Origin of the sequence: Glycomyces luteolus (genome assembly GCF_027622875.1) — a bacterium.
Lineage (GTDB): Bacteria > Actinomycetota > Actinomycetes > Mycobacteriales > Micromonosporaceae > Glycomyces > Glycomyces luteolus.
Map to the genome: position 1 here is coordinate 102,035 of NZ_JAPZVP010000016.1, position 22,684 is coordinate 124,718.

Annotated in this window: 26 protein-coding genes and 1 tRNA gene; 15 read left to right on the top strand and 12 right to left on the bottom strand. The window is 67.0% G+C overall.

The genetic code is table 11. From position 1 onward, the window contains the following. Position 1: 1 nt before the first annotated feature. Entirely contained in the window at positions 2-991 is a 990-nt protein-coding gene (locus tag O1R50_RS19275) for a hypothetical protein (RefSeq protein WP_270111809.1), read from the top strand. A gap of 111 nt (positions 992-1,102) precedes the next feature. Further along, positions 1,103-1,588, top strand: a complete 486-nt coding sequence (locus O1R50_RS19280) for a hypothetical protein (RefSeq protein ID WP_270111810.1) — start codon at positions 1,103-1,105, stop codon at positions 1,586-1,588. Between the two features lie 68 nt (positions 1,589-1,656). Here the strand turns inward: O1R50_RS19280 and O1R50_RS19285 are convergent, their stop codons facing one another. The 3 genes from O1R50_RS19285 to O1R50_RS19295 form a co-directional block, all read right to left on the bottom strand. Next, positions 1,657-1,977 carry an excalibur calcium-binding domain-containing protein gene (locus tag O1R50_RS19285; protein ID WP_270111811.1) on the bottom strand — a complete coding sequence of 107 codons (321 nt, stop codon included), beginning with the start codon at positions 1,975-1,977 and terminating at the stop codon, positions 1,657-1,659. Positions 1,978-2,475: 498 nt separating this feature from the next. Continuing rightward, a tRNA-Pro gene (locus O1R50_RS19290) sits at positions 2,476-2,552 on the bottom strand. 139 nt (positions 2,553-2,691) lie between these two features. Beyond that, positions 2,692-3,588 carry a metallophosphoesterase gene (locus tag O1R50_RS19295; RefSeq protein WP_270111812.1) on the bottom strand — a complete coding sequence of 299 codons (897 nt, stop codon included), beginning with the start codon at positions 3,586-3,588 and terminating at the stop codon, positions 2,692-2,694. Between the two features lie 24 nt (positions 3,589-3,612). Here O1R50_RS19295 and O1R50_RS19300 point away from each other — a divergent pair, with 24 nt between their 5' ends. From O1R50_RS19300 to O1R50_RS19315, 4 genes are all read left to right on the top strand, one after another. Beyond that, positions 3,613-4,068: a GatB/YqeY domain-containing protein gene (locus O1R50_RS19300; protein ID WP_270111813.1), complete on the top strand. Its 456-nt coding sequence runs from the start codon at positions 3,613-3,615 to the stop codon at positions 4,066-4,068. Between the two features lie 73 nt (positions 4,069-4,141). Then, complete coding sequence (locus tag O1R50_RS19305) at positions 4,142-5,773, top strand: peptide chain release factor 3 (RefSeq protein ID WP_270111814.1); 1,632 nt, start codon at positions 4,142-4,144, stop codon at positions 5,771-5,773. After that, a complete protein-coding gene (rsmA, locus tag O1R50_RS19310; RefSeq protein ID WP_270111815.1) occupies positions 5,773-6,642 on the top strand; it encodes a 16S rRNA (adenine(1518)-N(6)/adenine(1519)-N(6))-dimethyltransferase RsmA in 870 nt (289 codons plus the stop codon). The genes O1R50_RS19305 and rsmA overlap by 1 nt, the downstream gene beginning before the upstream one ends. Next, positions 6,639-7,583 carry a 4-(cytidine 5'-diphospho)-2-C-methyl-D-erythritol kinase gene (locus O1R50_RS19315; RefSeq protein WP_270111816.1) on the top strand — a complete coding sequence of 315 codons (945 nt, stop codon included), beginning with the start codon at positions 6,639-6,641 and terminating at the stop codon, positions 7,581-7,583. The genes rsmA and O1R50_RS19315 overlap by 4 nt, the downstream gene beginning before the upstream one ends. A gap of 51 nt (positions 7,584-7,634) precedes the next feature. On the opposite strand, the gene O1R50_RS19320 is transcribed toward O1R50_RS19315, so the two are convergent. Together O1R50_RS19320 and O1R50_RS19325 are read right to left on the bottom strand one after the other, a co-directional pair. Then, positions 7,635-9,107, bottom strand: a complete 1,473-nt coding sequence (locus O1R50_RS19320; protein ID WP_270111817.1) for a hypothetical protein — start codon at positions 9,105-9,107, stop codon at positions 7,635-7,637. Between the two features lie 52 nt (positions 9,108-9,159). Further along, positions 9,160-9,297, bottom strand: a complete 138-nt coding sequence (locus tag O1R50_RS19325) for a hypothetical protein (protein WP_270111818.1) — start codon at positions 9,295-9,297, stop codon at positions 9,160-9,162. A 205-nt stretch (positions 9,298-9,502) separates the two neighbouring features. Here O1R50_RS19325 and O1R50_RS19330 point away from each other — a divergent pair, with 205 nt between their 5' ends. After that, entirely contained in the window at positions 9,503-10,057 is a 555-nt protein-coding gene (locus O1R50_RS19330) for a hypothetical protein (RefSeq protein WP_270111819.1), read from the top strand. An 8-nt stretch (positions 10,058-10,065) separates the two neighbouring features. Here O1R50_RS19330 and O1R50_RS19335 read toward each other — a convergent pair whose 3' ends face one another. The 4 genes from O1R50_RS19335 to O1R50_RS19350 form a co-directional block, all read right to left on the bottom strand. Continuing rightward, positions 10,066-10,188, bottom strand: coding sequence for a hypothetical protein (locus O1R50_RS19335; RefSeq protein ID WP_270111820.1), 123 nt, complete (start codon positions 10,186-10,188; stop codon positions 10,066-10,068). Continuing rightward, complete coding sequence (locus O1R50_RS19340) at positions 10,185-10,781, bottom strand: hypothetical protein (protein ID WP_270111821.1); 597 nt, start codon at positions 10,779-10,781, stop codon at positions 10,185-10,187. Before O1R50_RS19340 ends, O1R50_RS19335 begins: the two co-directional genes overlap by 4 nt. A 289-nt stretch (positions 10,782-11,070) precedes the next feature. Next, on the bottom strand, positions 11,071-12,036 hold the full coding sequence (locus tag O1R50_RS19345; RefSeq protein WP_270111822.1) for a hypothetical protein: 966 nt from the start codon (positions 12,034-12,036) through the stop codon (positions 11,071-11,073). Next, a complete protein-coding gene (locus O1R50_RS19350; protein WP_270111823.1) occupies positions 12,036-12,449 on the bottom strand; it encodes a hypothetical protein in 414 nt (137 codons plus the stop codon). Before O1R50_RS19350 ends, O1R50_RS19345 begins: the two co-directional genes overlap by 1 nt. A 358-nt stretch (positions 12,450-12,807) precedes the next feature. On the opposite strand from O1R50_RS19350, the gene O1R50_RS19355 reads away from it, so the two are divergent. Further along, positions 12,808-14,130: a hypothetical protein gene (locus O1R50_RS19355; RefSeq protein WP_270111824.1), complete on the top strand. Its 1,323-nt coding sequence runs from the start codon at positions 12,808-12,810 to the stop codon at positions 14,128-14,130. A 435-nt stretch (positions 14,131-14,565) separates the two neighbouring features. Here the strand turns inward: O1R50_RS19355 and O1R50_RS19360 are convergent, their stop codons facing one another. Further along, complete coding sequence (locus O1R50_RS19360) at positions 14,566-15,594, bottom strand: hypothetical protein (protein ID WP_270111825.1); 1,029 nt, start codon at positions 15,592-15,594, stop codon at positions 14,566-14,568. A gap of 612 nt (positions 15,595-16,206) precedes the next feature. Between O1R50_RS19360 and O1R50_RS19365 the strand changes: the two genes are divergently transcribed. The 7 genes from O1R50_RS19365 to O1R50_RS19395 all read left to right on the top strand — a co-directional run bounded on the left by O1R50_RS19365 (position 16,207) and on the right by O1R50_RS19395 (position 21,393). Further along, entirely contained in the window at positions 16,207-16,464 is a 258-nt protein-coding gene (locus O1R50_RS19365) for a hypothetical protein (protein ID WP_270111826.1), read from the top strand. Between the two features lie 27 nt (positions 16,465-16,491). After that, positions 16,492-17,229 carry a hypothetical protein gene (locus O1R50_RS19370; protein WP_270111827.1) on the top strand — a complete coding sequence of 246 codons (738 nt, stop codon included), beginning with the start codon at positions 16,492-16,494 and terminating at the stop codon, positions 17,227-17,229. Then, positions 17,210-17,641: a hypothetical protein gene (locus tag O1R50_RS19375; RefSeq protein ID WP_270111828.1), complete on the top strand. Its 432-nt coding sequence runs from the start codon at positions 17,210-17,212 to the stop codon at positions 17,639-17,641. The genes O1R50_RS19370 and O1R50_RS19375 overlap by 20 nt, the downstream gene beginning before the upstream one ends. Before the next feature lie 303 nt (positions 17,642-17,944). Next, on the top strand, positions 17,945-19,852 hold the full coding sequence (locus O1R50_RS19380; RefSeq protein ID WP_270111829.1) for a hypothetical protein: 1,908 nt from the start codon (positions 17,945-17,947) through the stop codon (positions 19,850-19,852). Beyond that, positions 19,843-20,292, top strand: a complete 450-nt coding sequence (locus O1R50_RS19385) for a hypothetical protein (protein WP_270111830.1) — start codon at positions 19,843-19,845, stop codon at positions 20,290-20,292. The genes O1R50_RS19380 and O1R50_RS19385 overlap by 10 nt, the downstream gene beginning before the upstream one ends. 7 nt (positions 20,293-20,299) lie before the next feature. Further along, a complete protein-coding gene (locus O1R50_RS19390; protein ID WP_270111831.1) occupies positions 20,300-20,923 on the top strand; it encodes a prolipoprotein diacylglyceryl transferase in 624 nt (207 codons plus the stop codon). Further along, the gene (locus tag O1R50_RS19395; protein WP_270111832.1) at positions 20,920-21,393 is read left to right on the top strand and encodes a hypothetical protein; all 474 of its coding nucleotides are present in this window, start codon (positions 20,920-20,922) and stop codon (positions 21,391-21,393) included. Before O1R50_RS19390 ends, O1R50_RS19395 begins: the two co-directional genes overlap by 4 nt. A 156-nt stretch (positions 21,394-21,549) precedes the next feature. Here the strand turns inward: O1R50_RS19395 and O1R50_RS19400 are convergent, their stop codons facing one another. Together O1R50_RS19400 and O1R50_RS19405 are read right to left on the bottom strand one after the other, a co-directional pair. After that, the gene (locus O1R50_RS19400; protein WP_270111833.1) at positions 21,550-22,107 is read right to left on the bottom strand and encodes a hypothetical protein; all 558 of its coding nucleotides are present in this window, start codon (positions 22,105-22,107) and stop codon (positions 21,550-21,552) included. A gap of 37 nt (positions 22,108-22,144) precedes the next feature. Next, positions 22,145-22,528 (bottom strand): hypothetical protein, encoded by a 384-nt coding sequence (locus O1R50_RS19405; RefSeq protein WP_270111834.1) that lies wholly within the window; start codon positions 22,526-22,528, stop codon positions 22,145-22,147. Positions 22,529-22,684: the final 156 nt, after the last annotated feature.

Below are 22,684 nucleotides of genomic sequence, written 5' to 3' on the forward strand. Positions count from 1 at the left end.
CATGCCGAAGTTCGCCACGTTCCAGAGCATGAAGGACGACCCGCCGCCGAGCAAGGACGAGCTCAAGGAGATGGTCGCGAAGTTCAACGAGCCGCTCCAGATGCTGTACGTCCGGTCGCGCTACGACGCGTTCTTCAAGGAGCGGTACCCCACCGGGAGCACGATCCAGAGCCCGCGCGAGAACTGGACGTTCGACTTCGAGACGCACATGACCCGGGCGGAGGAGGAAGAACTGCGCAGCCTGTGCTGGCCGCTCGCAACGAACTTCGTCATCGACATGCTCGTCGGCATCGACAACCTCGTGGACAAGGACGAAGGCGACCTCGATGCGCTGGTGGAGGATCTCCTGCAACTGGGCACGTCGTATGACGGCGCGATGACCGACGCCAAACTCGCGCTCGTGCAGGACCGGTTCGAGAGCTGGAACGGCGACGCCGGCGCCGCGATCCGGGAACGCTACTCCGATCACCTCACCAGGTCGACGCAGACCCACAGTGCGATGGCGCACGCGCTGGCCAATGCGGCACAGCTCGATTCCCTCATCATGATGAAGGTCCGCCATCACCTCGACGGCCTGGTGAGGACGGCCGGAACCGCCATCGACAACGGCCCGGCGGGTTCCAATCTCGATTTCGAGCCGATCATCGGCTGGCTGACGGCCCTCGGCGTCGTCGTGAGCGCTCCCGGCAGCCTGCCCGTGATGGGCGCCGTCGGTTGGGTGGGGAGCACCATTCAGACGATCCTCTCGGAACTGCCTCTCGAACCGACCGACGAGCCGAGGATGGACTCCTCGGATCCGGACGAGTTGAGGGAACAGGTGCTCGCGGCTTTCGACCAGGTCGCCGAGGTCGTCAAGGCGGACAGGGAGCGACTCGCCGAGGAACTCCTCGCGGCTTTCGAGGGGCTGGTGGCGCTGATCGGCAGCGGCGACGCGGCGGAGTCCAGTCGCGTGATCCCGAACCCGAACGGCGTCAACAGCATCACTCTCTGACCGCAGAGGGCCGGGCACTCACTCAGCGCCCGGGTCCAGCGAGAACTGCTGGCGTACCTCGCCATCTCCGCACTCAATGAGGTGGTGGGAGTTGAGCACTCAGCGTCTAGCATGGGTCCGATCTTCCGGCACCGAGGAGTCTCCATCACCGAACCGCCCCGGCCTCAGACCAAACCCGAAGTCGTCACCGTGGCCCAAACGCTGCTGTGGGTCCTCTTCGCCAACGGGTTCGCCGTCACGGCATACGAGTTCATCCGAACGCAGTTCTATCTGAATGGCGCGAGGGACTACTTCAGCATCGCGCTGATCGCAGCCGTCACTGCAGCTTTTGGAGTCCTTTCGGCCCTGCTCAGTCGGCGCGGCCTGCTCACCTGGTGTTCAGCCATGCTGCTCTGCGTCTCGGTCGCGGTGCTCATCGCAGCCCTTCTGCTCCCGGAGATGTCCGAACCGGAAGGGTACGAGCGCAAGAGCAGGCCCGAACTGATGCTCTGGGTTCTGACGTACGTCGCGATGCCGCTTGCCGCCGTCGCCTGCCTGGCGACCCGCGGTGCCCGGAAGTGGTGCTTCAACCGCGGCGAGGCAACCACCAACGATTGAAGCCGGTGGTTTCCGGTCGTCGGGAGCGCTGGAGGCATACCCGGGTCTGACTCGTTCGGGCTGTGGAATCAGGTCTCGCAGGCGACCCCATCACCGTCGCGGTCAAGGTGCTCGTCGTAGCCCGGGTCCCCCTCGTACAGCGGAGCGGCACCGTCCGCCATGGCCTCATCGCAATTCTCGTAGTGGGCGTCTGAGTCGCCGTTGCCGCCGTCATCGTTGCCGCCACCCGGGTCGTCGCCGAAATAGGGTTCGCAAGCAACGCCATCGCCGTCAGCGTCGAGGTGGGGCGCGTAGCCGGGCTCCCCTTCGTACAGCGGAGCGGCGCCGTCCGCCCTGGCCTCATCACAATTCTCGTAGTAGACGGACTCGTCCTCCTCGTTCTCCGGCACGGCCGGCGACGGAGATGGCGAGGGTGACGGAGTCGGTGACGCGGACGGAACGGGTGACGGAGAGGGTGACGGAGACGGAGACGGAGACGGAGAGGGCGCGGGCCGAGTAGTCGTGCTTTCGGGCGCGGAAGGAGTCGGCGGCGAGGACGTCTCGGTCTCCGTCACGGAGTCGCTGGGATACAAGGGCCCGATACCGGGATCGTCGCAAGACACCAAAACGACTGCGGCGCTGACGATCACGATCGCCTTCCAGACCAAGGCAAGTTCAGACCAGCGCTTCGCGAGGCGCTGGTGCGGACCATCTGCGACAGGTTGACTGGGCATGGGCACTCCTACGGGCGAAAGGAGATGCACCAGGGGGAATGGTGCGGGCCATGCCGGTCGTAAGCCCAAGGGAATGTGCCGTGGGGCCGACCGACTACCCGCCGGAAGACCGCCCTGCTCGGGCGGCTGGCCAAAAAACAGCTCAAGCCAAGAGTAAACTCCTGGCTTGAGCAATGGTCGGGTTGACAGGATTTGAACCTGCGACCCCCTCGTCCCGAACGAGGTGCGCTACCAAGCTGCGCCACAACCCGATGTTCTGTTTTCCCGCGCACGCTGGGCGTTCGCGTCGATTGGAAATGCTACCTGAACGTGCCGCACCCCGGCGAACGGGGTGGGGGCGCTCCGGGCCCGGTCACATTCTGGCCCGGAGCGCGCCTCGAGTGCAAGCGGTTAGAACGCCTTCGGCACGAACGTCAGGAGGCTGGCCTCCGGCGCGCACGCGAACCGCACCGGCGCGTACGGGCTCGTGCCCAGACCCGCCGAGACGTGCAGCCAGGTGTCCTCCCACGGGTGGAGGCCCTTCACCCGCGCGCGGTCGATCCCGCAGTTGGTGACGAGCGCCCCGTACCCGGGCACGCAGACCTGCCCGCCATGCGTGTGCCCGGCGGCCACGAAGTCGTAGCCGTCGCGCGCGAACTCGTCGAGCACGCGCGGCTCCGGCGAGTGTGTCAGCCCGATCGAGAGGTCCGCGCTCGCCGGGACGGGCCCGGCGACGAGCTCGTAGTCGTCGAGGTCGAAATGCGGGTCGTCGACGCCCGCGAAGTGGACGTTGAGGCCGGACACGACCTTGTCGGCGGCGGCGTTGTTCAGGTCGAGCCAGCCCCCGCCGACGAGGACCTTCCGCAGCTCCTCGGTGGGCAGCGGCTCCCCGTACTTGTGCTCGTGGTTCGGGTTGAAGTACTGCAGCGGGTTCTTGAACACCGGCGCGTAGTAGTCGTTCGAGCCGAACACGAACGCGCCCGGCGCCCGGAACAGCGGCAGGAGCGTCTTGGTGACGAGATCGATCGCGCCCGGGTGGGCGAGGTTGTCGCCGGTGAGCAGCACCAGGTCAGGGTCGAGCGCGGAGAGCGACGCGACCCAGTGTGCCTTGCGCACCTGACCGGGCGTCATGTGCAGGTCGGAGATGTGCAGGACCCGAATCGGCTCGGCGCCTTCAGGCAGTGCGGGCACCGCGAAATGGCGGAGCGTGTACTGGACGCGCTCATAGAGAGAGGCGTAGGCGAGCGCCAGCGCCCCGGCGCCGACCCCGATCCCGGCTGCTGCGGCTAGTCCACGGCTGATCTTCATACCCCAACGGTAGATTGTCGAGATATGAGTGAGCTAAAGACCCAGTTGGAAACCGATATGCGATCTGCCCTCAAGTCTCAGGACAAGGTGACGCTAGGCACCCTGCGGATGGTGCTCACGGCCATCAGGAACGAGGAGCTCGCGGGTAAGGAACCGCGTGAACTCGAGGACGCGGACGTCGTGAAAGTCCTGGTCAAGCAGGCCAAGCAGCGTCGCGAGGCGGCCGAGGGATTCCGTGCCGGAGGACGCGAGGAGTCGGCGGAACAGGAGCTCGCGGAGGAGGCCGTGATCAAGCGGTACCTGCCGAGCGAGCTCACTGAGGCCGAAGTCACGCAATTGGTGCGCGACGTGATCGCCGAGGGCGGTTTCGCCGGTCCGAGGGACATGGGCAAGGTCATGAAGGCGATCGGCCCTAAGACCGCGGGCCGGGCCGACGGGAAGCTCGTCGCCTCGATCGTGAAGGCGGAGCTCGCGGGGTAGCGCAGCCGGGCCGTGTCGCTCTTCACGGCTACTCTTGAACGTCGGGCCCGCTCCATTACACCTTGAGGAATCCATGTCCAGCCACATCGCGGCCGAGGCCGCGCGCCGCCGCACCTTCGCGGTGATCTCGCACCCCGACGCCGGCAAGTCGACCATCACCGAGGCCCTCGCCCTGTACGGCCGGGCGATCTCCTCGGCCGGCGCCGTGCACGGCAAGGGCGACCGCAAGGGCGTGGTCTCCGACTGGATGTCCATGGAGCAGGACCGCGGCATCTCCATCACCTCCGCGGCCCTCCAGTTCGAGTACCGCGGCTGCGTCGTCAACCTCCTCGACACGCCCGGCCACGCCGACTTCTCCGAGGACACCTACCGGGTCCTCACGGCCGTCGACGCGGCCGTCATGCTCCTCGACGCCGCGAAGGGCCTCGAGCCGCAGACCCTCAAGCTCTTCGAGGTGTGCCGGGCCCGGCGCATCCCCGTGATCACCTTCATCAACAAGTGGGACCGGCCCGCGAAGGACGCCCTCGAGCTGATCGAGGAGATCGAGACCCGCATCGGCATCAAGCCCACGCCCGTGACGTGGCCGGTGGGCGTCGGCGGCGAGTTCCGCGGCGTCATCGAGCGCGTCGGTTTCGGGGAAGAATCGAACGGCCGCCGCACGACCGGCCCCCAGGTCCCGGGCATGGTCCGCTACGAGCGCTCCCCCGGCGGCCAGCAGCTCGCCACCGCGGAGTTCTTGGACGAGGACGCCGCGCTGGCCCAGTTCGGCCCCGATTACGAACGCGCCCAGGAAGAGTCCGAGCTCCTCTCCGAGGTCGAGGCCGATTTCGACCCGAAGACCTTCGAGTCGGGCCAGACCACGCCGACCCTGTTCGGCGCGGCCCTCGTCCACTTCGGCGTCGGCCAGCTCCTCGACCTGCTCGTCGACATCGCGCCGTCGCCGTTCTCCCGCGAGGACGCCAAGGGCCAGCCGCGCGACATCGAGGACGGCTTCTCAGGTTTCGTCTTCAAGTCGCAGGCGAACATGAACGCCTCGCACCGCGACCAGCTCGCGTTCATCCGCGTCTGCTCCGGCCGCTTCGAGCGCGGCATGCAGGTCACGCAGGCGCAGGGCAAGCGCACCATGTCCACCAAGTACGCCCAGACCCTGTTCGGCTCGGCCCGCGACACCGTGGACGAGGCCTGGCCGGGCGACATCGTGGGCCTGGTCAACGCCACCGGCCTCTCGGTGGGCGACACGATCTACACGGGCAAGGCCGTCGAGTACCCGCCGCTCCCGGCGTTCGCGCCCGAGCATTTCGGGGCGCTCCAGATGCACGACACGTCGAAAGCGAAGCGTTTCCGTCGCGGCATCGCGCAGCTCGACGCCGAAGGCGTCGTCCAGGTCCTCTACTCCGAGCGCCGCGGCGAGGCCACGCCCGTCCTGGCCGCCGTCGGCCCGCTCCAGTTCGAGGTCACCGTGGCGCGCTTGCAGGCCGAGTTCGACGTCCCCGCGACGATCGACCACCTGCCGTTCAAGCTCGCCCGCCTCACCGATGCCGAGGGCGCCCAGCGCCTGCGCACCGCGCCCGGCGTCGAGATCTTCACCCGTCCGAGGGACGGCGCGCACCTGGTGGCGCTGCCGAACAAGTACCGCATCCAGACGATCGTGAACGACTACCCGGGACTCGTCCTCGAACCCCTGCTCGCCGGGGGCCAGGGCTGATGGCGCGCCTGCTGACCTCGGGCGACATCCGTTCGCTCTCGCGCGGCCTGCAGATCACGCCGACGAAGAAGTGGGGCCAGAACTTCGTCGTCGACGCGAACACCGTGCGCCGCATCGCGAACGTCGCCAAGCTCGACGCCGACGACGTCGTGATGGAGGTCGGCCCCGGTCTCGGCTCGCTCACCTTGGCGCTCATCGAGATCGCAAAGCGCGTCATCGCCGTCGAGATCGACCCGAAACTCGCCCTCGCCCTGCCCACCACGGTGGAGCACCGCGCCCCCGAAGAGCACGAGCGGCTCACCGTCGTCGAGACCGACGCCGCCCGCATCAAGCCCGACCAGATGCCCGAGCCGCCCACCGCGCTCGTCGCGAACCTGCCCTACAACGTGGCCGTGCCGGTGGTCCTGCACGCTCTGGAGACCTTCCCGAGTCTCCAGAAGGGCCTCGTGATGGTCCAGGCCGAGGTCGGCGACCGCCTCACCGCCGGTCCGGGCTCGAAGATCTACGGCGCCCCGAGCGTCAAGATGGCCTGGTACGCGAAGGCTCGTCGCGCCGGTTCGGTGTCGCCCAACGTGTTCTGGCCGGTCCCGAACGTCGCGAGCGGCCTCGTCGCGTTCGAGCGCATCGAGAGCCCCGACGCGAACCGCGCCGAGGTCTTCGGCGCCGTGGACGCGGCGTTCGGGCAGCGCCGCAAGATGCTGCGCCAGTCGCTCAAGGCCTGGGCGGGCGCCGACGTGGACGCCGTATTGGATCGCGCGGGAATCGAACCCACCAGGCGGGGTGAATCGTTGGACATTACGGAGTTCATCGCCCTCGCCGACGCCAAGGAGGCTCTGGGCGCGACCACACCGTCTCAGGAGGCCTCATGACCGGACAGACCGCGCCAGCCCAGCCCGGCGCCCAGATCAGTGTCGAAGTGCCAGCGAAGATCAATCCGCACCTCGGCGTGGGGGACGCCCGGGCCGACGGCTTCCATGCACTGTCCACCGTGTACCAGGCGATCAGCCTGCACGACACCGTGACCGCCGAGCGGCGCAGCGAAGACGGCGGCGAACCGGGCATCGAGATCACCATCTCCGGCGAGGGCGCGGGCACGCTGCCGACCGACGAGGCGAACCTCGCTCACAAGGCCGCCAAGCTCATCGCCCTGTACGCCGGGATCGAACCCGACGTCAAGCTGCACTTGAACAAGCGCATCCCCGTCGCCGGCGGCCTCGCCGGCGGGTCGGCCGACGCCGCCGGGACGCTCATCGCCTGCGCGCGGCTCTGGGAGGTCGAGATCGGCGACGCGGAACTCCACCGGCTCGCGGCGGGCCTCGGCTCCGACGTCCCGTTCTGCCTCAAGGGCGGGACCGCGATCGGCAGGGGCCGCGGCGAGGAACTGACCCCTGTGAAGGCCAAGGGCACCTGGCACTGGGTCGTCGCCACCACGGACACCCAGATCTCCACCCCCGACTGCTACAAAGAGGTCGACCGCCTCCGCGAGGACGGCATCGGCCGGTACTCGTCCGATGTGGATCCCATCGTGAAGGCCTTCGAACGGGGCGCGACCGCCGACGACATGGCCCGGCTCCTCATCAACGACATGGAGGCCGCCGCCGTGAGCCTCCGCCCGCAGCTCGCCTCGCTCATGCACGGCGGCCTCGAGGAAGGCGCCCTCGCCGCGCACGTCTCCGGATCGGGCCCGACGGTCCTGTTCCTGGCCACCGACGTCAAGCACGCGGTCGCCCTGGCCCGCCGCATCCGTATGAGGGGCGGCGCGAAGAGCGTCCACCTCGCCCACGGCCCGGTCGACGGCCCCGCCGCTTAGACCGGGCTCGAACTCCTGGTTCGACCGCGTTCACCGCCTTGTCGGGGCCTGCTACAGACCTGCCAGGGAGAGGATCCGGTCCATCTGCGCCACAGGCAGGTTCGGGTTGCCCGCCGCCGTCTTCGCGACCCACGCGGACGGGTCGTCGAGCAGCCCCACCAGCACGTCCGTCGGCAGCCGCCCATGGGTCGCGGTCACGGCCCGGACCGCTTCGTTGGGATCGGCCGCGAGCCGGCGAAGCAGGTCCTCCGGCAGGTCGGGGTCCCGTGGTGCGAGTTCCCGCATCCGGGGTTCCGGGTCGGCGGCAAGGCGGCGCAGTGCCTCCGGCGGGAGTGGGAAGTCGTCCGCCGGACGCCAGTCGGTGCGTTTGCCCGGTCGGTAGCCGCGGTCGATGCGTTCGGCGGTGGCCGGGTCGATCCTGTCGCGGGCATGCTGCGCCATCATGGTGCGGACGCTGCTCTCCGCGTCGTTCAGGAGACGGGTGACGGCCGCTTCCGGAAGGTCGTCGCCCATTGCCGCCGAGGCACGGAAGCAGGCATAGGGCGAGTCCACATGAGGCAGAGGATCGGCGGTCACCCACGGCAGGCGCATCGACCAGAACTCGATCCGGGCCATCTCGTCCGAGATCCGCCGTTCGAATGCCGCATCGTCGCCTTCGTCCAGGTCCTCGAACCGGGCCGCCGAGAGCGGTTCGGACGGGATCCGCGCATGGATCTCGGCGCGCAGCGCCTCCGGGGTGTCCTTTCTGGCGAAGATGCCAAGCGCCACAGTCGTATCGGGATCCGCGGCGAGCACGGCGCGCAGTCGCGCCGGGAGGTCCGGATGGTCGGCGAGCTGCCTGCGCACCTGCTCGTCCGGGTCCGCTGCCAGCCGGTCGGCCGTGTCGGCGTCGAGCGCGCAGTGCCGGATCGCTCCGGCCCGGGTGGCGGGGTCGGACAGCAATGCCGGAAGCAGGTCGGCGGGAGGCACCGGGTGGGGCGTCCTCGCGTAATAGGTCGAGCAGGCCGCCTGGCGCACCCGCTCGTCCGGATCGGTCAGGAGACGTTGGCGAACCGGTTCCGGCGCCTGCGTGAACCACTGGGCGAGCTTCGCCCGGACGGCCGGGTGCGGGTCCTCCGCCAGGCGGGCGAGCAGATCCTCCGGGACGTGCTCATTGCCCGCCAGGTATTCGCGGACTTTCGGGTCCTCGTCCCCCGCCAGCCGCTCGTACAGCGCGCGAGGGAACGCGACCGAGCGCGAGGCCAGGGCCCTGCGGATCGCCGCATCGGGGTGCTCAGCGAGGCGCATCCGGAACGCGTGGGGAAGCACCGGGTTGCACGCGAGCGCGTGCGTGAGCCAGCGGTCGTCGATCGCGATGATCGCGGCGATCATGTCCTCGCTCAGGTCCGGACGCATCGCGACGCCGCCCATGCCCTTGCGGTACTCGAGGAAACGCCGGACCATTCCCGCCGGCAGGGCCGGATTCCCGGCCAACCCCTCGAGCACGCTGTCCCGCTGCGGCGGTACATGTGCTGCATCCGGCATGGCAGGCGTACTCCTCAGCTGCGGGCCGACGCACGATCGGCGAAAGTGGGCGTCAGACGTCGCCGCCCTGACCATTCTGCGGCATGAACGACCAGGTCGGGATCGCAGGAACACCCATTGCCGAAGCACGGTCGAACAGCTCGCCCGAGAACGCGCCGACCACTGCAACGTCTACGACTCCGGTGAGCATCCCGAATTGCATCCAATCGGTAGCCTCAGTCGATGCAAGACAGATGCACCGCTTTCCGTCTTCCGTTGCCCTGCGCCGCAACGCCGTCCAACGCGACGGCCTGCGTCCCGACCCTGTCCGGGACCGAGCGGTCCCACCGACGCCCCTCCGCTCGGTTCGCCGCACTGCACCATGGCCCTGGGGGTACTCCGTGACAACCTCAGTTATGCGAATTCCGGCACGACCACCCGAAGTCGGCCAAGCTGTCGCAGTACTGTGGACGGTCGCGATCGCGTTCGCCGCCGCCTTCACCCTCAAGCTGGCAGGACTCGGCACGTTCCACGAGGAGGGCCGCGCCGCCCAGTACCGTGCGGCCCGAATAGAGGGCACCGACCCCGACCTGCTCGAGTCGGTGCCGATCCTCCTGGAGATCGGCGCCTTCCTGGCATCGCTCAACTACGGCCTCGCCGCGTTCCTGTTCATCTGCGCCGCAAGAAGCGTCGGCATCGGCGCACGACGATCGTTCACCCTCACGGTCTCCGCCTCGATCTGGGCAGCGCTCGGATGCCTCGGACAACCGGCCCTCTGGCTCCGCATGCACACGGCCGGACGCGAGAGCACGGTCGACATCCTGGACCGGATCCTCGAAACCCTCCCATGGTGGGTCCCGGCCGCCGACGTCCTGGCAGCCGCCGCGCTCCTCGCCGCTCTGGTCGCTCTCGCCATGCTGCGCGACGACAACGCCCTGTGGTTCAGAGGCGCCCGTCCTCGGAACTCATAGGTAGGCCTTCAGAAGTCGATGCTGATGCCCACCCGGTTCCCAAGCTGGGCACGGTACAGCGACGCCGGTTCCAGACCGGGCCCGCTGGTCGGCTCGATGTACCCGGTCGGATTTCCCGGGAACTGGTTCACGCCGTTGACGGTGCCGGGAGGGTGAGCCGCCGCGATCCGGCGGGCACGCGATCGGAAGTCACGTTCGTGGCGGTGTCCTTCACCGGGATCGGCATTCCGGTGACGGGGTCCTTCACATCCGCCTCCCAGCCGCCGGCCTTGCCGCCGACCCAGAGGGGGCATTCGACGCCGCCGTCCTCGGCCCCCGCGGTCGCGGTCGACCGGATGATCGTGCCGACGCCGGGATCGGCAGAGCGGCTCGAACCGCGCAGCACGACGCCGCTCCGCTGCATGAAGACGGTCTTCGCAACCTCGTAGAGTCCCGGATTCAGCAACAGCGCGCCGCGGAACCCGTTCTCCTGCATGGGCATCGAACCCACTTCGTCGAGGGCCGCCTGAAGATGCGCGGTGTTGTCCTGGCCGATGAGCGGGCCGATCGTCTTGACGATCGGGACGTCCGTGGCGCGCAGCGGGACCTCCGCGACGTCCGGTATCGGACTTTCGCCGTCGCGGTAGCCCGCCCAGCTGAAGTCGGGGATCTTCTTGCCGCTGAAGGGCTCCGCATGTAATTCAGCATCCCGTCCGCGCCGATGCTCACGAGGTCGGACTGCCATGCGACCTCCTGCGCCTGCGCGGCAAGTGAAGCGCCGACTCCCGCCGCGGCCACACCTCCGCCGATCTTGAACAGGTTGCGGCGTGACAGTGCTCCGGCCATAGTGGTCCAGGCTCCTACTCTCGGTGGTTACGCCGAAGCTACCGCGCGTCCACAAGCGTCAGGCTGAGCGCCGCCACCCACTGGGACAAGGGAGTCGGAGGGACGCATCTTCATGCGGGGTCGAGTCGAGGCGCTCAGTCGAGGTCCAGGCGGGGCCGGTGGGAACCCGGTGGGAGCGAAATCGAGGCTCAGTCGAGCAGTTCCGAACCCGGCGCGTAGTGGTTCGGCTTGGTCTTCCACTCCTCGATGTCATAAGTCGCGCCCGCCATGGACTCCCGCAGGTTCTTGGCGGCCTGCTCCCGGCCCTCGTCGAGGCCGTTCGAGAGCGACGTGATCGCCGCGTGGACGGTGTTCACGAACTCGCCGAACTTCATGTTCGTGGTATCCGGGATCTTCAGCGAGATCTGGACGTTCTGGATGCTCTCCGCCAGCACCGATGCCACCAGTCCGCCCACCCCGACGATCGCGCCCACGACAGGGAACGGAATCGTCGCCAACCCGACGACACTCAGCCCGATCGAGATGTACGAGAGCGTCTGCTTGTTCTGGGCGCCTTGTCCATACGAGGTGTGCGGACTGCACGCGGCCAGCGGCAGCTCGGCGAACGCCTTGCGGATCGCGACCTGCGCCGAGGCCTCCATTGCCAACGCGCCCGCCATGTACCCGGCGATGTCCCGGTGCCGCGTGATCGCGCCGCGGAGGGGCATCAGGAACTCATCGCGGAAGGGATCGGCGGCCTTCTCCTTCCAGTCGCGGGTCAGATCCTTGACGGCTTGGATGTCGCTGCTGGTGTGGAGCTTGTTGAGGGTGTTGCGGTACCCGGCGTACTTCGCGTACAGCTCTTCGAGTTCGGTTTCCTGGGTCTTGCTGAAGAACGGGGCGTAGGCCGCCTCGAACGAGTCGAGGACGGCGGAGGTGGCCTCAGTCGCCTTCTGCTTGAGGATCCTGGCGTTCGCCTCGGTGTAGCCCTCGGGGATGCGCGAGGGGATGGCTTCGGAGTCGACCCACGGAACCACGTCGACGCCGCGACTTTGCAGGTCCGCCACGTACATCGCCAAGGCTTCGCGAATGTACCGGAACTCGATCTGGTTCCGGCACTGGTCCCAGAGGCCCCGGACTTGGGCCTGCGTCGGGGTGCCTGCGGGGAAGGCCATCAGCTCACGCCTCCTCGGTTGTAGGGCAGGGGTTCGTCTTTGAGTTCGGGTGACGGCGGCTGCGCTGGGCCGGTCTTGCGGCGGGTGCTGCGCGCCTCGTCGATCGCTTCCTCGTGGTCCTCGAAGGACCGCTCGACATCGCGATCGGTCATCCGGTGGTTCTCGGCGAAGTCGACCAGGGTCTCGCCCATGGCCCGGATGTTCACGCCCGTTTGGTAAGTGACGGTGTAGAACATCTCGTACGCGTCGTCGAACGCTTCGAGGAGGGCTTTGGACTTGCCGTTGCCCGTGAACGCTTCGGCGCGGTCGCGCGTCGATCGGGCCGCGTCGAGGACGAGTTCGTCGTACTCGTCGGCCAGGGCCTTCAGGTGTTTCGAGCCTGCTTCTTCGAGGTCGTCCGGATCGACTTTCATTGCGCTGCACCTTGTTCGAAGGAGGTATTCGGGGGATAAAGGTTCGGGAACGTGTTCAGGAGTGACCCCGACCGTCTGTGCGGGCGCGAACCCGGCCGAGAGTTCAGCCCCGGACTCAGTCCCGAACTCGGCGTCGACCCCCGCCGCGAACACGGTTGGGGGAATCGTCGCGAACTCGGTTGCGGTCGTCAAGCACGCATCGACCTGAAACCTGTCCCGGTCCGTCCCGGACGCCTGCAACGTGAATCGGTAGGCGAGAGCGTGAGGTCAAGGAGCTCATCTGAGAACACCCCGACCATCGCAACGTCGACAACTCCGGCGGACATAGCGAATTGCATCCAATCGGTAGCATCGGGTGATGCGTGACAGATTCACCTCTCTCTGCCTTCCGCTATCTTGCGCCGCAACGCTGTTCATCGCGACGGCCTGCACCGCCGACCCACCCGAGGGCACCATCGATCCGGCACCCGGCGGCGACGAGGCTGCCGAGATCTCGCCCGAAGGTCCTCCGATCGCCTTCGACCCGGTCCCGATCCTGCAATCGCCGGCCAAGACACAGTTCATCGACGGCACCACCTACTACGGGCTCGAATTCGAGGACGGCGCAAACACCTCCCTGATCCGCCTCATCGACCTCGAGGACCAGACCCAGATCAGCGAGGCGGTGCCAGAGCACGACCAGTCCTTCAGCGCCACTTCGGAAGGGACTTCCGTCCGCTTCGCCTACAGCGGCGAGGAGGTGCTGCTCTTCCACGCCTTCGGAGTTGACGAGGGCGAAGACAAGCAGATCTCGTTGCGCACCTTCGACACCGCCGACGGCTCCCTCCGCTTCACTGGCGCCGCTCCACACGATTTCTATCAAGTCGGGACGATCGACATCGCCCAATCCGAGGGCGACCGCACCCTCGTCACGGTGGACGGGACGATGCTCGATGAAGAGAGCTACCGGACATATGACACCGCCAGCTCCTACCTGTTCGACAGCGTCACCGGTGAGCTGATCTGGCAGTCGGACGGGTTCAAGGCGCTCCGGGTCGAAGGCGAAACCGTCATCGGGACCGCCTACACGCCAACCGAAGGCGACTACTTCACGGAGACCGCCCTGGAGTTTCAAGTGCTGCCGCTGAGCGGCGGCGAACCGAGCTACGCATACCCCCCGGTCGATGATTTCGAGGCGAAGTGGCTCGAGGGCAGCGAGGTAGTGCTGCTCCAAGACGGCGACATGGGGATGCTCGGCGCTTCGGACGGATTCCGCGCCCTGCTGGTCGCAATCGATGCCGAAAGCGGTGCCGGGACGAAACTCGCCGAGGTCGTCACCGAGACCGAGCCGGATTGCTCGTATGACGGCGTGGCGGTCATCGGCTGTGTCGGCTTCGGCGAAGACGGGCTGACGGCGATGAGCGCGGCCGACGGCTCGGTACTCTGGACGGACGCCGATATCACGGACTACCTGCCGCCCGACCGCATTCGCGGCGCTGCCGAGGGTGTGTTCTACATGGATAACGAAGAGGGCGCGCGCCCGCCGATCGTGGTTGAGGCCGCCACCGGCGTGAAGCTCGCCGAGGATCTGCCGTCGGACTTCGTCACTGTCTTTGACGGGTACGGCTTCGGAGTCACCCGCGACTACGGCGGTGTCACAACCATGATCTACGAGATCACAGAGCGGTATGAAGCGGACTGATCGCCACTACATCCAACCTGTGGAAACACGCGCCAGGACAAGGAAGAACGCCTCCCGCGATAGTCGGCCTTGACAGAGTTGGACCACCCCGTCCCCGCCCTCTCCGCTCTTGACATCGACGTTTACGTCGATGTCCAGAGCGGCACAGGGCCGCGGATGCCCGGTCAGCGCGGTTTCAGCGGGACCCTCAGATGGCCGAACTCTGATAGAACTGGCGGATGCCCACCCCTCCTACGGCTGACGAGCGCTTCGGCGACGCCCGTGCTCCATCGCCACTTCGCGTAAGAGCTAAGGGCCGCAATCGCATCGAGGCCCGAGTCTAACTGTGACCGCTCACAGATCGTTCTTAGCGAAACGGAACCCAAGCCCTAAAACGGAACTCGCGATCAACTCCAAGATCCGCCAATTACCAGCCCAAAGCTCCCGGATGAACCGTCAGCGGGAAGTGGCGGCCAATACCAGATTCGCTAGGTCGTCGTCGGTTTCAGTCAGACCTGCGGTGGAGATGAACCTGACCGGCTGCCATGTTCCATCGGCGCGACGGATGGTGTGCGAGGCGACCTGCTTGCCGTCGACCAGTTCGAGGATCCCCAACTGCAGTTCGCCGCCGGCGTTGGCGGCACTGGCACTAAAAGGAATCTTGCCTTCGAGTACAGCCGGCTCCTGGAACCGCTGCCAGGTCGCGTCCACTTTGCGGATGGCGTGGTAGAGGCCATAGCCATTGGCCATCGCTACGACATGGAGACTCGAGCCGATCCCCGCCAAGGTCACCTCATTGACTTCGCCGATCTCGCCGGCCGCGCCCTCGATGTTGCCCCAGCCAGTCCAAGTCCCGCCCGAGGATCGGATCGCGTGGAGGATTTCGCCGTTGGAGACGACGGCGGTGTCGATCGTGGTGCCGACCTTGGTCGTGGCGATGTGATCGATGCTGCTCGCGAAGCTCCGGAGCAGCCTCCAACTGGCCCACCAGGTGCCGTCCCCGTTGCGGACCGTGTGGTACAGGTCGCCGCTGTCGCGGATCGAGGCAAAAACATGCAGCTGGGTGCCGACAGATGCCGCCGCGACCAGGACAATGCCCGTGGGGCCCGATTGCGAGGGAATGGGACTGAATGCCGTCGACGAGCCGTCGGCGGTGTTCCGGACGGCGTGCTTCGGACCCTCCTCACCGATGCAGGCGACGATGTGGAGATTGTTGGAGATGCCCGCGGCAGAGATGGAGTAGAGAGCCTTGTGAATGGGATCGGGGGCGATTTCATTCCAGCGCGCGTTCCAGCTGCCGCCTCCATATCGCGTTTGACGCATGATGTTGCTGCCCAGAGTGCCCGCGAGAAACTGCGTGTTCCAGTCGGCGGGGGCGGCCGAGGCCGTTCCGGGGGCGAGCGAACCTAGGCCCGTGCCGACCAGCGCGGCGGCTGGAAGTGCGAGGAGCGAACGGTTGAATTGCCGGCGGTTGAGCGAGGTCATGTCCGACTCCTTGGAAATCGAGTGAGCTTGCAGGCCAGGGCGCTGCGGCGTTCGCCGCGCGGCTCTCCCGCAGTATCTTGCACAGCCCTGACGCAGTACGTTGAGCGATCGGGAAGGCGCCGGGATCGAAATTCCCTGAGGCGTCCTCGATGCATTCTGGTCCGGGAGGGTGCCGTTTTCAAGGCGGGACACCGGCGGGACACCGGCAGGAACTCCATCTCCGGTCTCAAGGATCGACCAACCCACCACCATCCGAAACCGGCACCACGGCATGAATCTCCAGGCCATCGTCTCCCCGGCCGGGGTTCACTTTAGAGGCCTCGCCGACGGTCCGAACGACCTTCCATGCTTCTCGGAATTTGATGATGGCATACCAGAGGGTTTGCTACTCCCGCCCGAGTGGGCCGAGGCCGTGCTCGATCGGCATTCGGATCCGGATTCATCGCCGTCCGCCTGACCGCGCTCCGGTCCTGCGTGGCGTGCGTGGTTGGGCCGGTTCGGGTAACGTGAGCCGCGATGACGGAGCGTGGTGCCGCGCGGCTGTGTCGAGCCGAAGGCGCGGTATCGCGATCTCTTGCGCCCCAGCCGGTACGAGCGAGAACGGACAACCCCATGGCTTCGATTGATGAAGTGATCGCCTCGGTCAGCGCGAACGCGAACGCGGTGACGGAAGTTCAGGGACAGATCGAGGGCAGCAAGGCGATGACCGAGGAGACCCTGGGTCAGTTGCAGGCCTTGGGCGTCGAGGGTGCGATGGCGGCGATGACGGGTTGCAAAGAAGCGTTGGAGGAGTGCAGTGCGATGGCTACGGCCCTTCAGAACAAGCTGAACGAGGCGATGGCTGCGGCGGCGGCTGCGAAGCAGCAGTAAGTTTCGGCCGTGGCGAGTCTTCAGGACTTGGCCGCCAAGATCGAGTCCGACCGGGCTGCGGTCGAGGCGGTCGCCGGACCGATCAATTCGTCGAAGGGCCAGGCCGAGCACACGGCCAGTGCGCTTGGCGGCCTTGGCGTCGAGGTCGCGTCGGAGCGTATGCGCGGTGTGGTCGACAAGATCGAGGAAGCGGAGTCGATGCGCGCTGCGTTGCAGGGCGCGTTGGTGAAAGCTCACTTCATTGTCTTGTCGGCCATCCATGGCAAGATGGGGCCAAGCGCTCCTGGATCTGGCGGTGTAGTTCCGCTGACAAGGGTTGACCCGCAAACCGGCGCACCGAAAGCTGGACTCGATGCGATCCCGCCGCATCTGCGCCAAGAGCCGACCCCGAACGGCGCAGACCTTCTCGAACCGGTCAGGCGCAAGAAGGGTGCGACGATCTTCAACGAGGCGGTCGGCAAGGGCGACCAAATCGAAGACGCAACCAAGACCTTCGACAAGAACTTCGATCTAGCTTGGGAAGCCTTCTACGACGAGCCGTCACCATCGAAGGCCCAGCAAAACGCCGTTTCAGAGACGCAAAGTTCGTACGGGCCGGTCGTGACCGATGTGCCTGTGCCGAAGGTCGGTGGCGGCGGCGCGATTATGGCCGCCTTCGTGACCTCGGTGGTCATGGCGAAAGCGGTTCAGCCGATCGTGCGACAATTCGATCGAACCCACTCGGGGCAAAGGAAGGCCGAAGATCATGGCAGACAGGAACCCTGATGAAGTCGCGCTTCTGACCGCGATGATCACCAAAGGCTCCGAAAACCCGAAGTCAATCGCAGCCCGGATCGGCCCAGCGCGAACCTACGCTCTAGCCGGATCCGCTCTAGCCGTCGCCGCCGAGCGGCGCTTTCCGACCGGATCGACCTACGCCGAAGTAGCCGCCTATAGCAAGGGCCTCGCTGACCGATTCCCGAATGCCGCCGAGCTCTTGAAGCCGACTGTGGTCGAGGCGATGATTCGATCCGGTCGAGGCGAGGAAGGCCTGCTCGATGGCCTCGATGTCTCACTTGTTCGGCAGCTCTTGCTCATGCTGCCGTATGCGCTCATGACCGATCTCGAACTCAGTGCAGTGGACAAGGAGTCGTTCATTGACGAGGTCATCGAGATGACCGACGAAGAGAGCGAGTAGCGTCACACTCGCGAAAGCGCTTGGGCGGCAAGGCCTTTGGTCTTGCCGCCCAAGCTCGTCTGAAAAAGCTCTAGACACATTTGTGCCGTAAGTTGACACGTAAGTTTTTAGTGAGTCATCATCGAAGGACCGGCAGTCGCAATCGCAAGCGAGCCAAGTTCTTACGTCTCGAACGGAGCTTGTTACGAAGCATCCAGATCACATCAGCCATTATCAATAGGCCAGAATGGAAGTGTCGCCCGGCGGGCTGAGTCCGCTAAAACCTGCTCCGCCGGGCGACCAACAACAGAAAGCGAGCCTTCCGTGTCGTCTACGACGATACGCTATTCGGGCGTACCTGAAAACAGCCATTCCCGGCGGTTCGATCCCGAACACAGCGTTGAACCCGTCTCCGGCATCACTGCCGACGCATCCATCTACTCCCGTCCGGCCCCGGCCGCCGGCTTCGACCGTGGCCCGGAGTCGGACCTCACCCTCAAGTGGCGCAAGCGCCTCCGCGCCCTCGCCGACGAGGACCCCGCACCCGGCCCAGACTCAGCGCCTGATCAGGCCCACGGCCAGCACGACAACCCCTCGGCAAGCCGATCGCGGCAGGCCGCTGATCGTCTCAACCGACCCGGGCGGTTCACCGATCGCTCCGATCGGTCAGAGAACCTCGTCGCGAGCGGTTACGACCTCGCGGGAGACCATGCCGCCAGCGGATACGACCTCGCAGGAAACGTCGCCAACGAGTGCGAACCCGCAGGAACCCGCGCTGCCAGAGGGTTCGACTCCACCGAACACCGCACCGCCAGCGGGCACGACTCCGCCGGAGACCACACCGACTACACCGCGAATGGGTGTGGCCCCGAAAGAGACCGTCCCGCCAACGGTTCCGGGGACAACACCGCCACCGCCCCCGGCACCCACCACGATCCCGCACCGGACCAAGCCGCTGATCAGTTCAAGCGCGGAAGCGACCCCGCAACCGGGCCCGACCTGGGCGCAGAGTCCGCCGCCACCGACTTCGTCCCCGGGTTCACACCCGGAAAGGCCGGTCCGACCTCACCCGACCCGCGCCACAACCGCGCGTTCCCACACCCGCAGAACCCCGGCCTGTTCACCGAGGTCGACGGCTTCTACGACTGGGCGAACCGTCGTCTCTACCTGACCGACGGGTCCCCCGACCCGCTGACTCCGGGCGCCTACCGGTACCAAACCCGTCCCGACCTGTGCGACCTGGACGCACCCGACTCCGATCCCGCCTCGCCCCGCTACGAGCCGATGCACCTGCGCCACAAGCCAGGCGACACCTGGCTGATCGACCGGTCCCGTCCCTACGACGCCCTCGACCCGGGTCCATTCGGCTCCCCCGGCTGGTTCCCCGACCGCCGCACCGGTCGTCACCGCCGCGACGAACTCCCCGACCCGATCCCCTGGTGGGAGATCGAGGAAGAACCCGAGAAAGCCGAGTGGGCCGAGCAGGCCGAAGCGCTCTGGGAACGCCGCACCCGCATCACCCGCGAACGCGAAGCGCGGGAAAGCAACCAACGCGAAACCACCGCAAACAACCACAACGCAACCACCGACCGCGCACCCTCCACGCCACGCGGCAGCGCCGACCGCGACAACACCGACCCTCCCGAACCGCCAGTGCGGCAGTCGGTTCCGGAAGACCGGCCGCGTCGGCAGGCGGCGACCCGTCCTCAACCCTGGGCCCGGTCCGAACCCGAAGGGCGCGAATCGTTCCGCGAACCTCCGGCATCGCAGCCGCCACAGCACCACCCGCACGTGCCCCGCCAGGCCGACCGCCGCGCGACCGACATCCCCGTGGAACCGCCGCACCGGTTCAACAAACTCCGCGAGGACGCTTGGGACCGGTTCATCGAGAAATCCGCCGACCTCGCCGCCGCCCATCGCTCGCAGACCGCGATCGAACGCGAGTGCGGCCCGACGATCGGCCGGATCGCACGCGGGATCCGCCTGATCACCGGGCTCCTCCGCCACCGTCCCAAGCCACGCGCGGACAAGCCGGTCCCACCAGACCGCCGCACCGCACTCGCGGCCCGCACCGCCCGGTTCGCCGGGGCGGTACGCGGAGCGCAGCGGGCCCGGGCCGCTTCGGCGAGGCCCCAGACCCGCACCGACTCTGCGCGGCCTCACACCCGCACCGGTTCGGCGCGGCCCGAGGCGGCACGCCGACACGTGCAGGGAGGTGTGGCATGGGCGTAGGCCGACTCGCTCCGCATCGCGTCCGGGCCCGGTATGCGCAGGCGCTCAAGGAGATCCCGCTGCCGGTGAAGTCGTTCGGCGGGATCGACCCTGAAGGGCTCGCCACCGTGGCCGAGGCCTACATCGGCGGGCGGCGCGTCCGGATCGGCGTGCTGTACGCGATCCCGAGGCTGTGGATCACCTTCCCGGACATCCTGCCGCCCGTCCTGGGCTTCGTCACGGGCTTTGCCACGGGATTCTACCGCGCCGCAGGCGATCGCCCCATCCTCGGTGCGGCCTCCGCCGATCAGGGCGCGCCGGGCCTCGGAACCGGTCGGGCGGAGCTGCACATCACCGAACCCGACCACCTCGATTGGGCCCGCCAACCGGGCCGGGCCCAGGCGATCAAACACGAGGCGATCGCCGCCTGGCTGGCGGCCCAACGTGAATGCGAAGGATGACCGCACGATGACCAACGAAGCCGACATGGAATCCGACATGGCCCCCGCCGAGAACTCCGCGCTGTTCAGGGCGCACGCCACCGCCCGCCTCACCGGCGACACCGTCGAAACCGAAAGGCTCGCCGCCGCGATCGGTGACGAGCAGTGCATGCACCACCTGCTGTTCACGCTGACACTGTTCAGCCAGTTCGTCTTCGAGGAACTGGGCTACGAACCCGACCCGGCGGACCTCGCCGCGCTTACGAAGCGGTTGCACGACAAGCACTACCCTCCCGAGAACCAGTTCGAAGCGCTGCGCGCCGAGGCGATGGCCCGGGCCGTCACCGGCGAATCGGGTCTGCTCAACGAGATCCCGCACACCGAGCAGGCCGCGTACATGTGGGCGGTCATCGACGAACTCGCCGACAAGACCATGACCGAGGCCGAACTGGCCGAACGCTTCCAGCTCGCCGAGGAGGCCCGCGCCGAGATGCTCAGCGAAGCGTTCGAGTCCACGGCCCTCTCACCACGGCGACCGAAAGCAGCCCAAGCGGACGAGGCCGCCGAGAGCAGCGGCGTCGGCGAGACCGGCGGGCCTGTCCAGTACGCACCCGAACAGCACGCACCCGCCCAGGAAGGGGCCGACGCATGACACCTGATGCGCTCCACCGCACCCACTTGACCGCGCTCGTCACCGGCGAGGTCGAGACCGCGTCGAAACTCCGGCAGCAGTTCCAGGCAAGGGACCACGGCATCGCCGCCGAACACCTCCGGGCCGCCGTCGCCGTCGTCCTCGAATACCGTTTCGGGCCCGGCGCCGGGCTCGGGGCGGGCCCGATCGACTACGAACGCCTGGGCGCGTTCATGACCGAACTCCGCCAAGCGGGACGCGGGGCCGTCCCACCGCCAGACCACCTCGCCGTCGAAGCCGTCACCCGCGCCCTCTACGGCGAACCGCACCTCACCGAGCCGCTGTCAGAGCAGCGGCGCAACCAGGCGCACTACGCGGCACTCGCCTATGAGCTGCGTCGCCACGAGTGGCTCAGCGCCAACCCGGAACACCTGGTCCACTACGCGAGGAAGCGCATGACCACCTGGATCCTCGGCCGCCCCGAGGAGTGACACGCAGACGGGCCCGCATCCCCGCGCTGCGAGGATGCGGGCCCGTGGGAAGCATCGAGCCGGGCGATCCGCTGGCCGGTCGGCCCAAACGCGGTCGGACCCGCAGTCCAAGATCATCCTGACTCCCTCGGCAGGATCAGGTGGGCATCACCGGCGTCAATCGTCCAGGACCAGTCCGATGTCGATCGAGAACTGGGCACCGGTGGCGTCGACTGTATGGACCGGGAACTTTGACATGCCTTCTCCGATGTCGTCCGCGGTCGCATCAAGTTTCTTGAATACACCGTTCGCATCCCGGCGGCCCCGCAACCGGACGCCGTCATGCCCGAACGCGAGCCCCAGGAACACGAAGAATCCGATCGCACAGGCGACGAATGCTATGGCGAACAACGTGACATAGTTCGAATCGTCGGCCGGTTCGTCGCCGTGGACCTCGAGCCATTGCACTTGCAAGAGGATGACGGCGAGCATGAGCAGTGCGACGAGCAGGTAGATCAGCCGACCTACCAGGACTCGGCTCCAGCAGCTCACCGTGACGACGAGTTCGGCGCCGCAGAAGTCGCAAGCGGCGGTCCGTTCGGCATTTCCCTCCGCGCGCGAAGGTCGATCCAACTCCCGTCTCGACTCCATCCACTTCTGGTAGCTGCGGCCTATAGAGACGCTGCTCTCGAGGGTGTGCTTGACCTTGACGCGGACAGTCGAACGACCGCTCATGGTTCACTCCTTGGTCGCGGGGCGTTGGATGCGCCTGTCAGAGACGGCCGGGTACGAGGTCGAAGAGCCGCTCGACGTTCCTCACCGCGGATTCGGTATTGCCGACGAAACTGCTTCTCGGATTGAACGTCACGGTCGTGCCGTCAGCTCGCCTCAGCCGGACGTAGGCGTTGCCGGTGTTGAGGCCGTTGAGAAGCAAGACGCCGTAGGTGCCGTGGAGCGCCACTTGATCGATCGGATCGGCCCACAGGAGGCCTTTGTCGCTGAGCCGCCAATAGGCGCTCCTGACCATGATCACCCGCCGATCGGTCACCCCCAGCACGCGTCGGGCCAGCCCCGCGCGGACCCACGCCGAGAACGCGCAGCGCACCGACTCTCCGGACTGGAGGTGGTCAGAGAAAACGGCCGTCTCACTCGACATGCGCACACTCGCAAATGGGGATGAAGGGAAAGCAGGCGTCACTGGAGGCACTGGCGGACATACGGATTGTAAGCGGGACGGAGATGCGCGTCAACGGTCGCGCATCCGGTCAGTCCGCGCCGGTCAGCGGCCCCGGTTCCCCGGCAACCCCTGGAA

Bases quoted from the DNA above. Each gene is read 5' to 3' on its own strand.
- rsmA (WP_270111815.1), top strand. From the start codon at position 5,773: ATGGCGCGCCTGCTGACCTCGGGCGACATCCGTTCGCTCTCGCGCGGC.
- O1R50_RS19325 (WP_270111818.1), bottom strand. From the start codon at position 9,297: ATGCTCACCGGAGTCGTAGACGTTGCAGTGGTCGGCGCGTTCTCGGGC.
- O1R50_RS19275 (WP_270111809.1), top strand. From the start codon at position 2: ATGCCGAAGTTCGCCACGTTCCAGAGCATGAAGGACGACCCGCCGCCG.
- O1R50_RS19280 (WP_270111810.1), top strand. From the start codon at position 1,103: ATGGGTCCGATCTTCCGGCACCGAGGAGTCTCCATCACCGAACCGCCC.
- O1R50_RS19305 (WP_270111814.1), top strand. From the start codon at position 4,142: ATGTCCAGCCACATCGCGGCCGAGGCCGCGCGCCGCCGCACCTTCGCG.
- O1R50_RS19385 (WP_270111830.1), top strand. From the start codon at position 19,843: ATGGGCGTAGGCCGACTCGCTCCGCATCGCGTCCGGGCCCGGTATGCG.
- O1R50_RS19350 (WP_270111823.1), bottom strand. From the start codon at position 12,449: ATGAAAGTCGATCCGGACGACCTCGAAGAAGCAGGCTCGAAACACCTG.
- O1R50_RS19355 (WP_270111824.1), top strand. From the start codon at position 12,808: ATGCGTGACAGATTCACCTCTCTCTGCCTTCCGCTATCTTGCGCCGCA.
- O1R50_RS19295 (WP_270111812.1), bottom strand. From the start codon at position 3,588: ATGAAGATCAGCCGTGGACTAGCCGCAGCAGCCGGGATCGGGGTCGGC.
- O1R50_RS19300 (WP_270111813.1), top strand. From the start codon at position 3,613: ATGAGTGAGCTAAAGACCCAGTTGGAAACCGATATGCGATCTGCCCTC.
- O1R50_RS19395 (WP_270111832.1), top strand. From the start codon at position 20,920: ATGACACCTGATGCGCTCCACCGCACCCACTTGACCGCGCTCGTCACC.
- O1R50_RS19390 (WP_270111831.1), top strand. From the start codon at position 20,300: ATGACCAACGAAGCCGACATGGAATCCGACATGGCCCCCGCCGAGAAC.
- O1R50_RS19375 (WP_270111828.1), top strand. From the start codon at position 17,210: ATGGCAGACAGGAACCCTGATGAAGTCGCGCTTCTGACCGCGATGATC.
- O1R50_RS19315 (WP_270111816.1), top strand. From the start codon at position 6,639: ATGACCGGACAGACCGCGCCAGCCCAGCCCGGCGCCCAGATCAGTGTC.
- O1R50_RS19340 (WP_270111821.1), bottom strand. From the start codon at position 10,781: ATGGCAGTCCGACCTCGTGAGCATCGGCGCGGACGGGATGCTGAATTA.
- O1R50_RS19345 (WP_270111822.1), bottom strand. From the start codon at position 12,036: ATGGCCTTCCCCGCAGGCACCCCGACGCAGGCCCAAGTCCGGGGCCTC.
- O1R50_RS19400 (WP_270111833.1), bottom strand. From the start codon at position 22,107: ATGAGCGGTCGTTCGACTGTCCGCGTCAAGGTCAAGCACACCCTCGAG.
- O1R50_RS19405 (WP_270111834.1), bottom strand. From the start codon at position 22,528: ATGTCGAGTGAGACGGCCGTTTTCTCTGACCACCTCCAGTCCGGAGAG.
- O1R50_RS19320 (WP_270111817.1), bottom strand. From the start codon at position 9,107: ATGCCGGATGCAGCACATGTACCGCCGCAGCGGGACAGCGTGCTCGAG.
- O1R50_RS19360 (WP_270111825.1), bottom strand. From the start codon at position 15,594: ATGACCTCGCTCAACCGCCGGCAATTCAACCGTTCGCTCCTCGCACTT.
- O1R50_RS19330 (WP_270111819.1), top strand. From the start codon at position 9,503: ATGCGAATTCCGGCACGACCACCCGAAGTCGGCCAAGCTGTCGCAGTA.
- O1R50_RS19365 (WP_270111826.1), top strand. From the start codon at position 16,207: ATGGCTTCGATTGATGAAGTGATCGCCTCGGTCAGCGCGAACGCGAAC.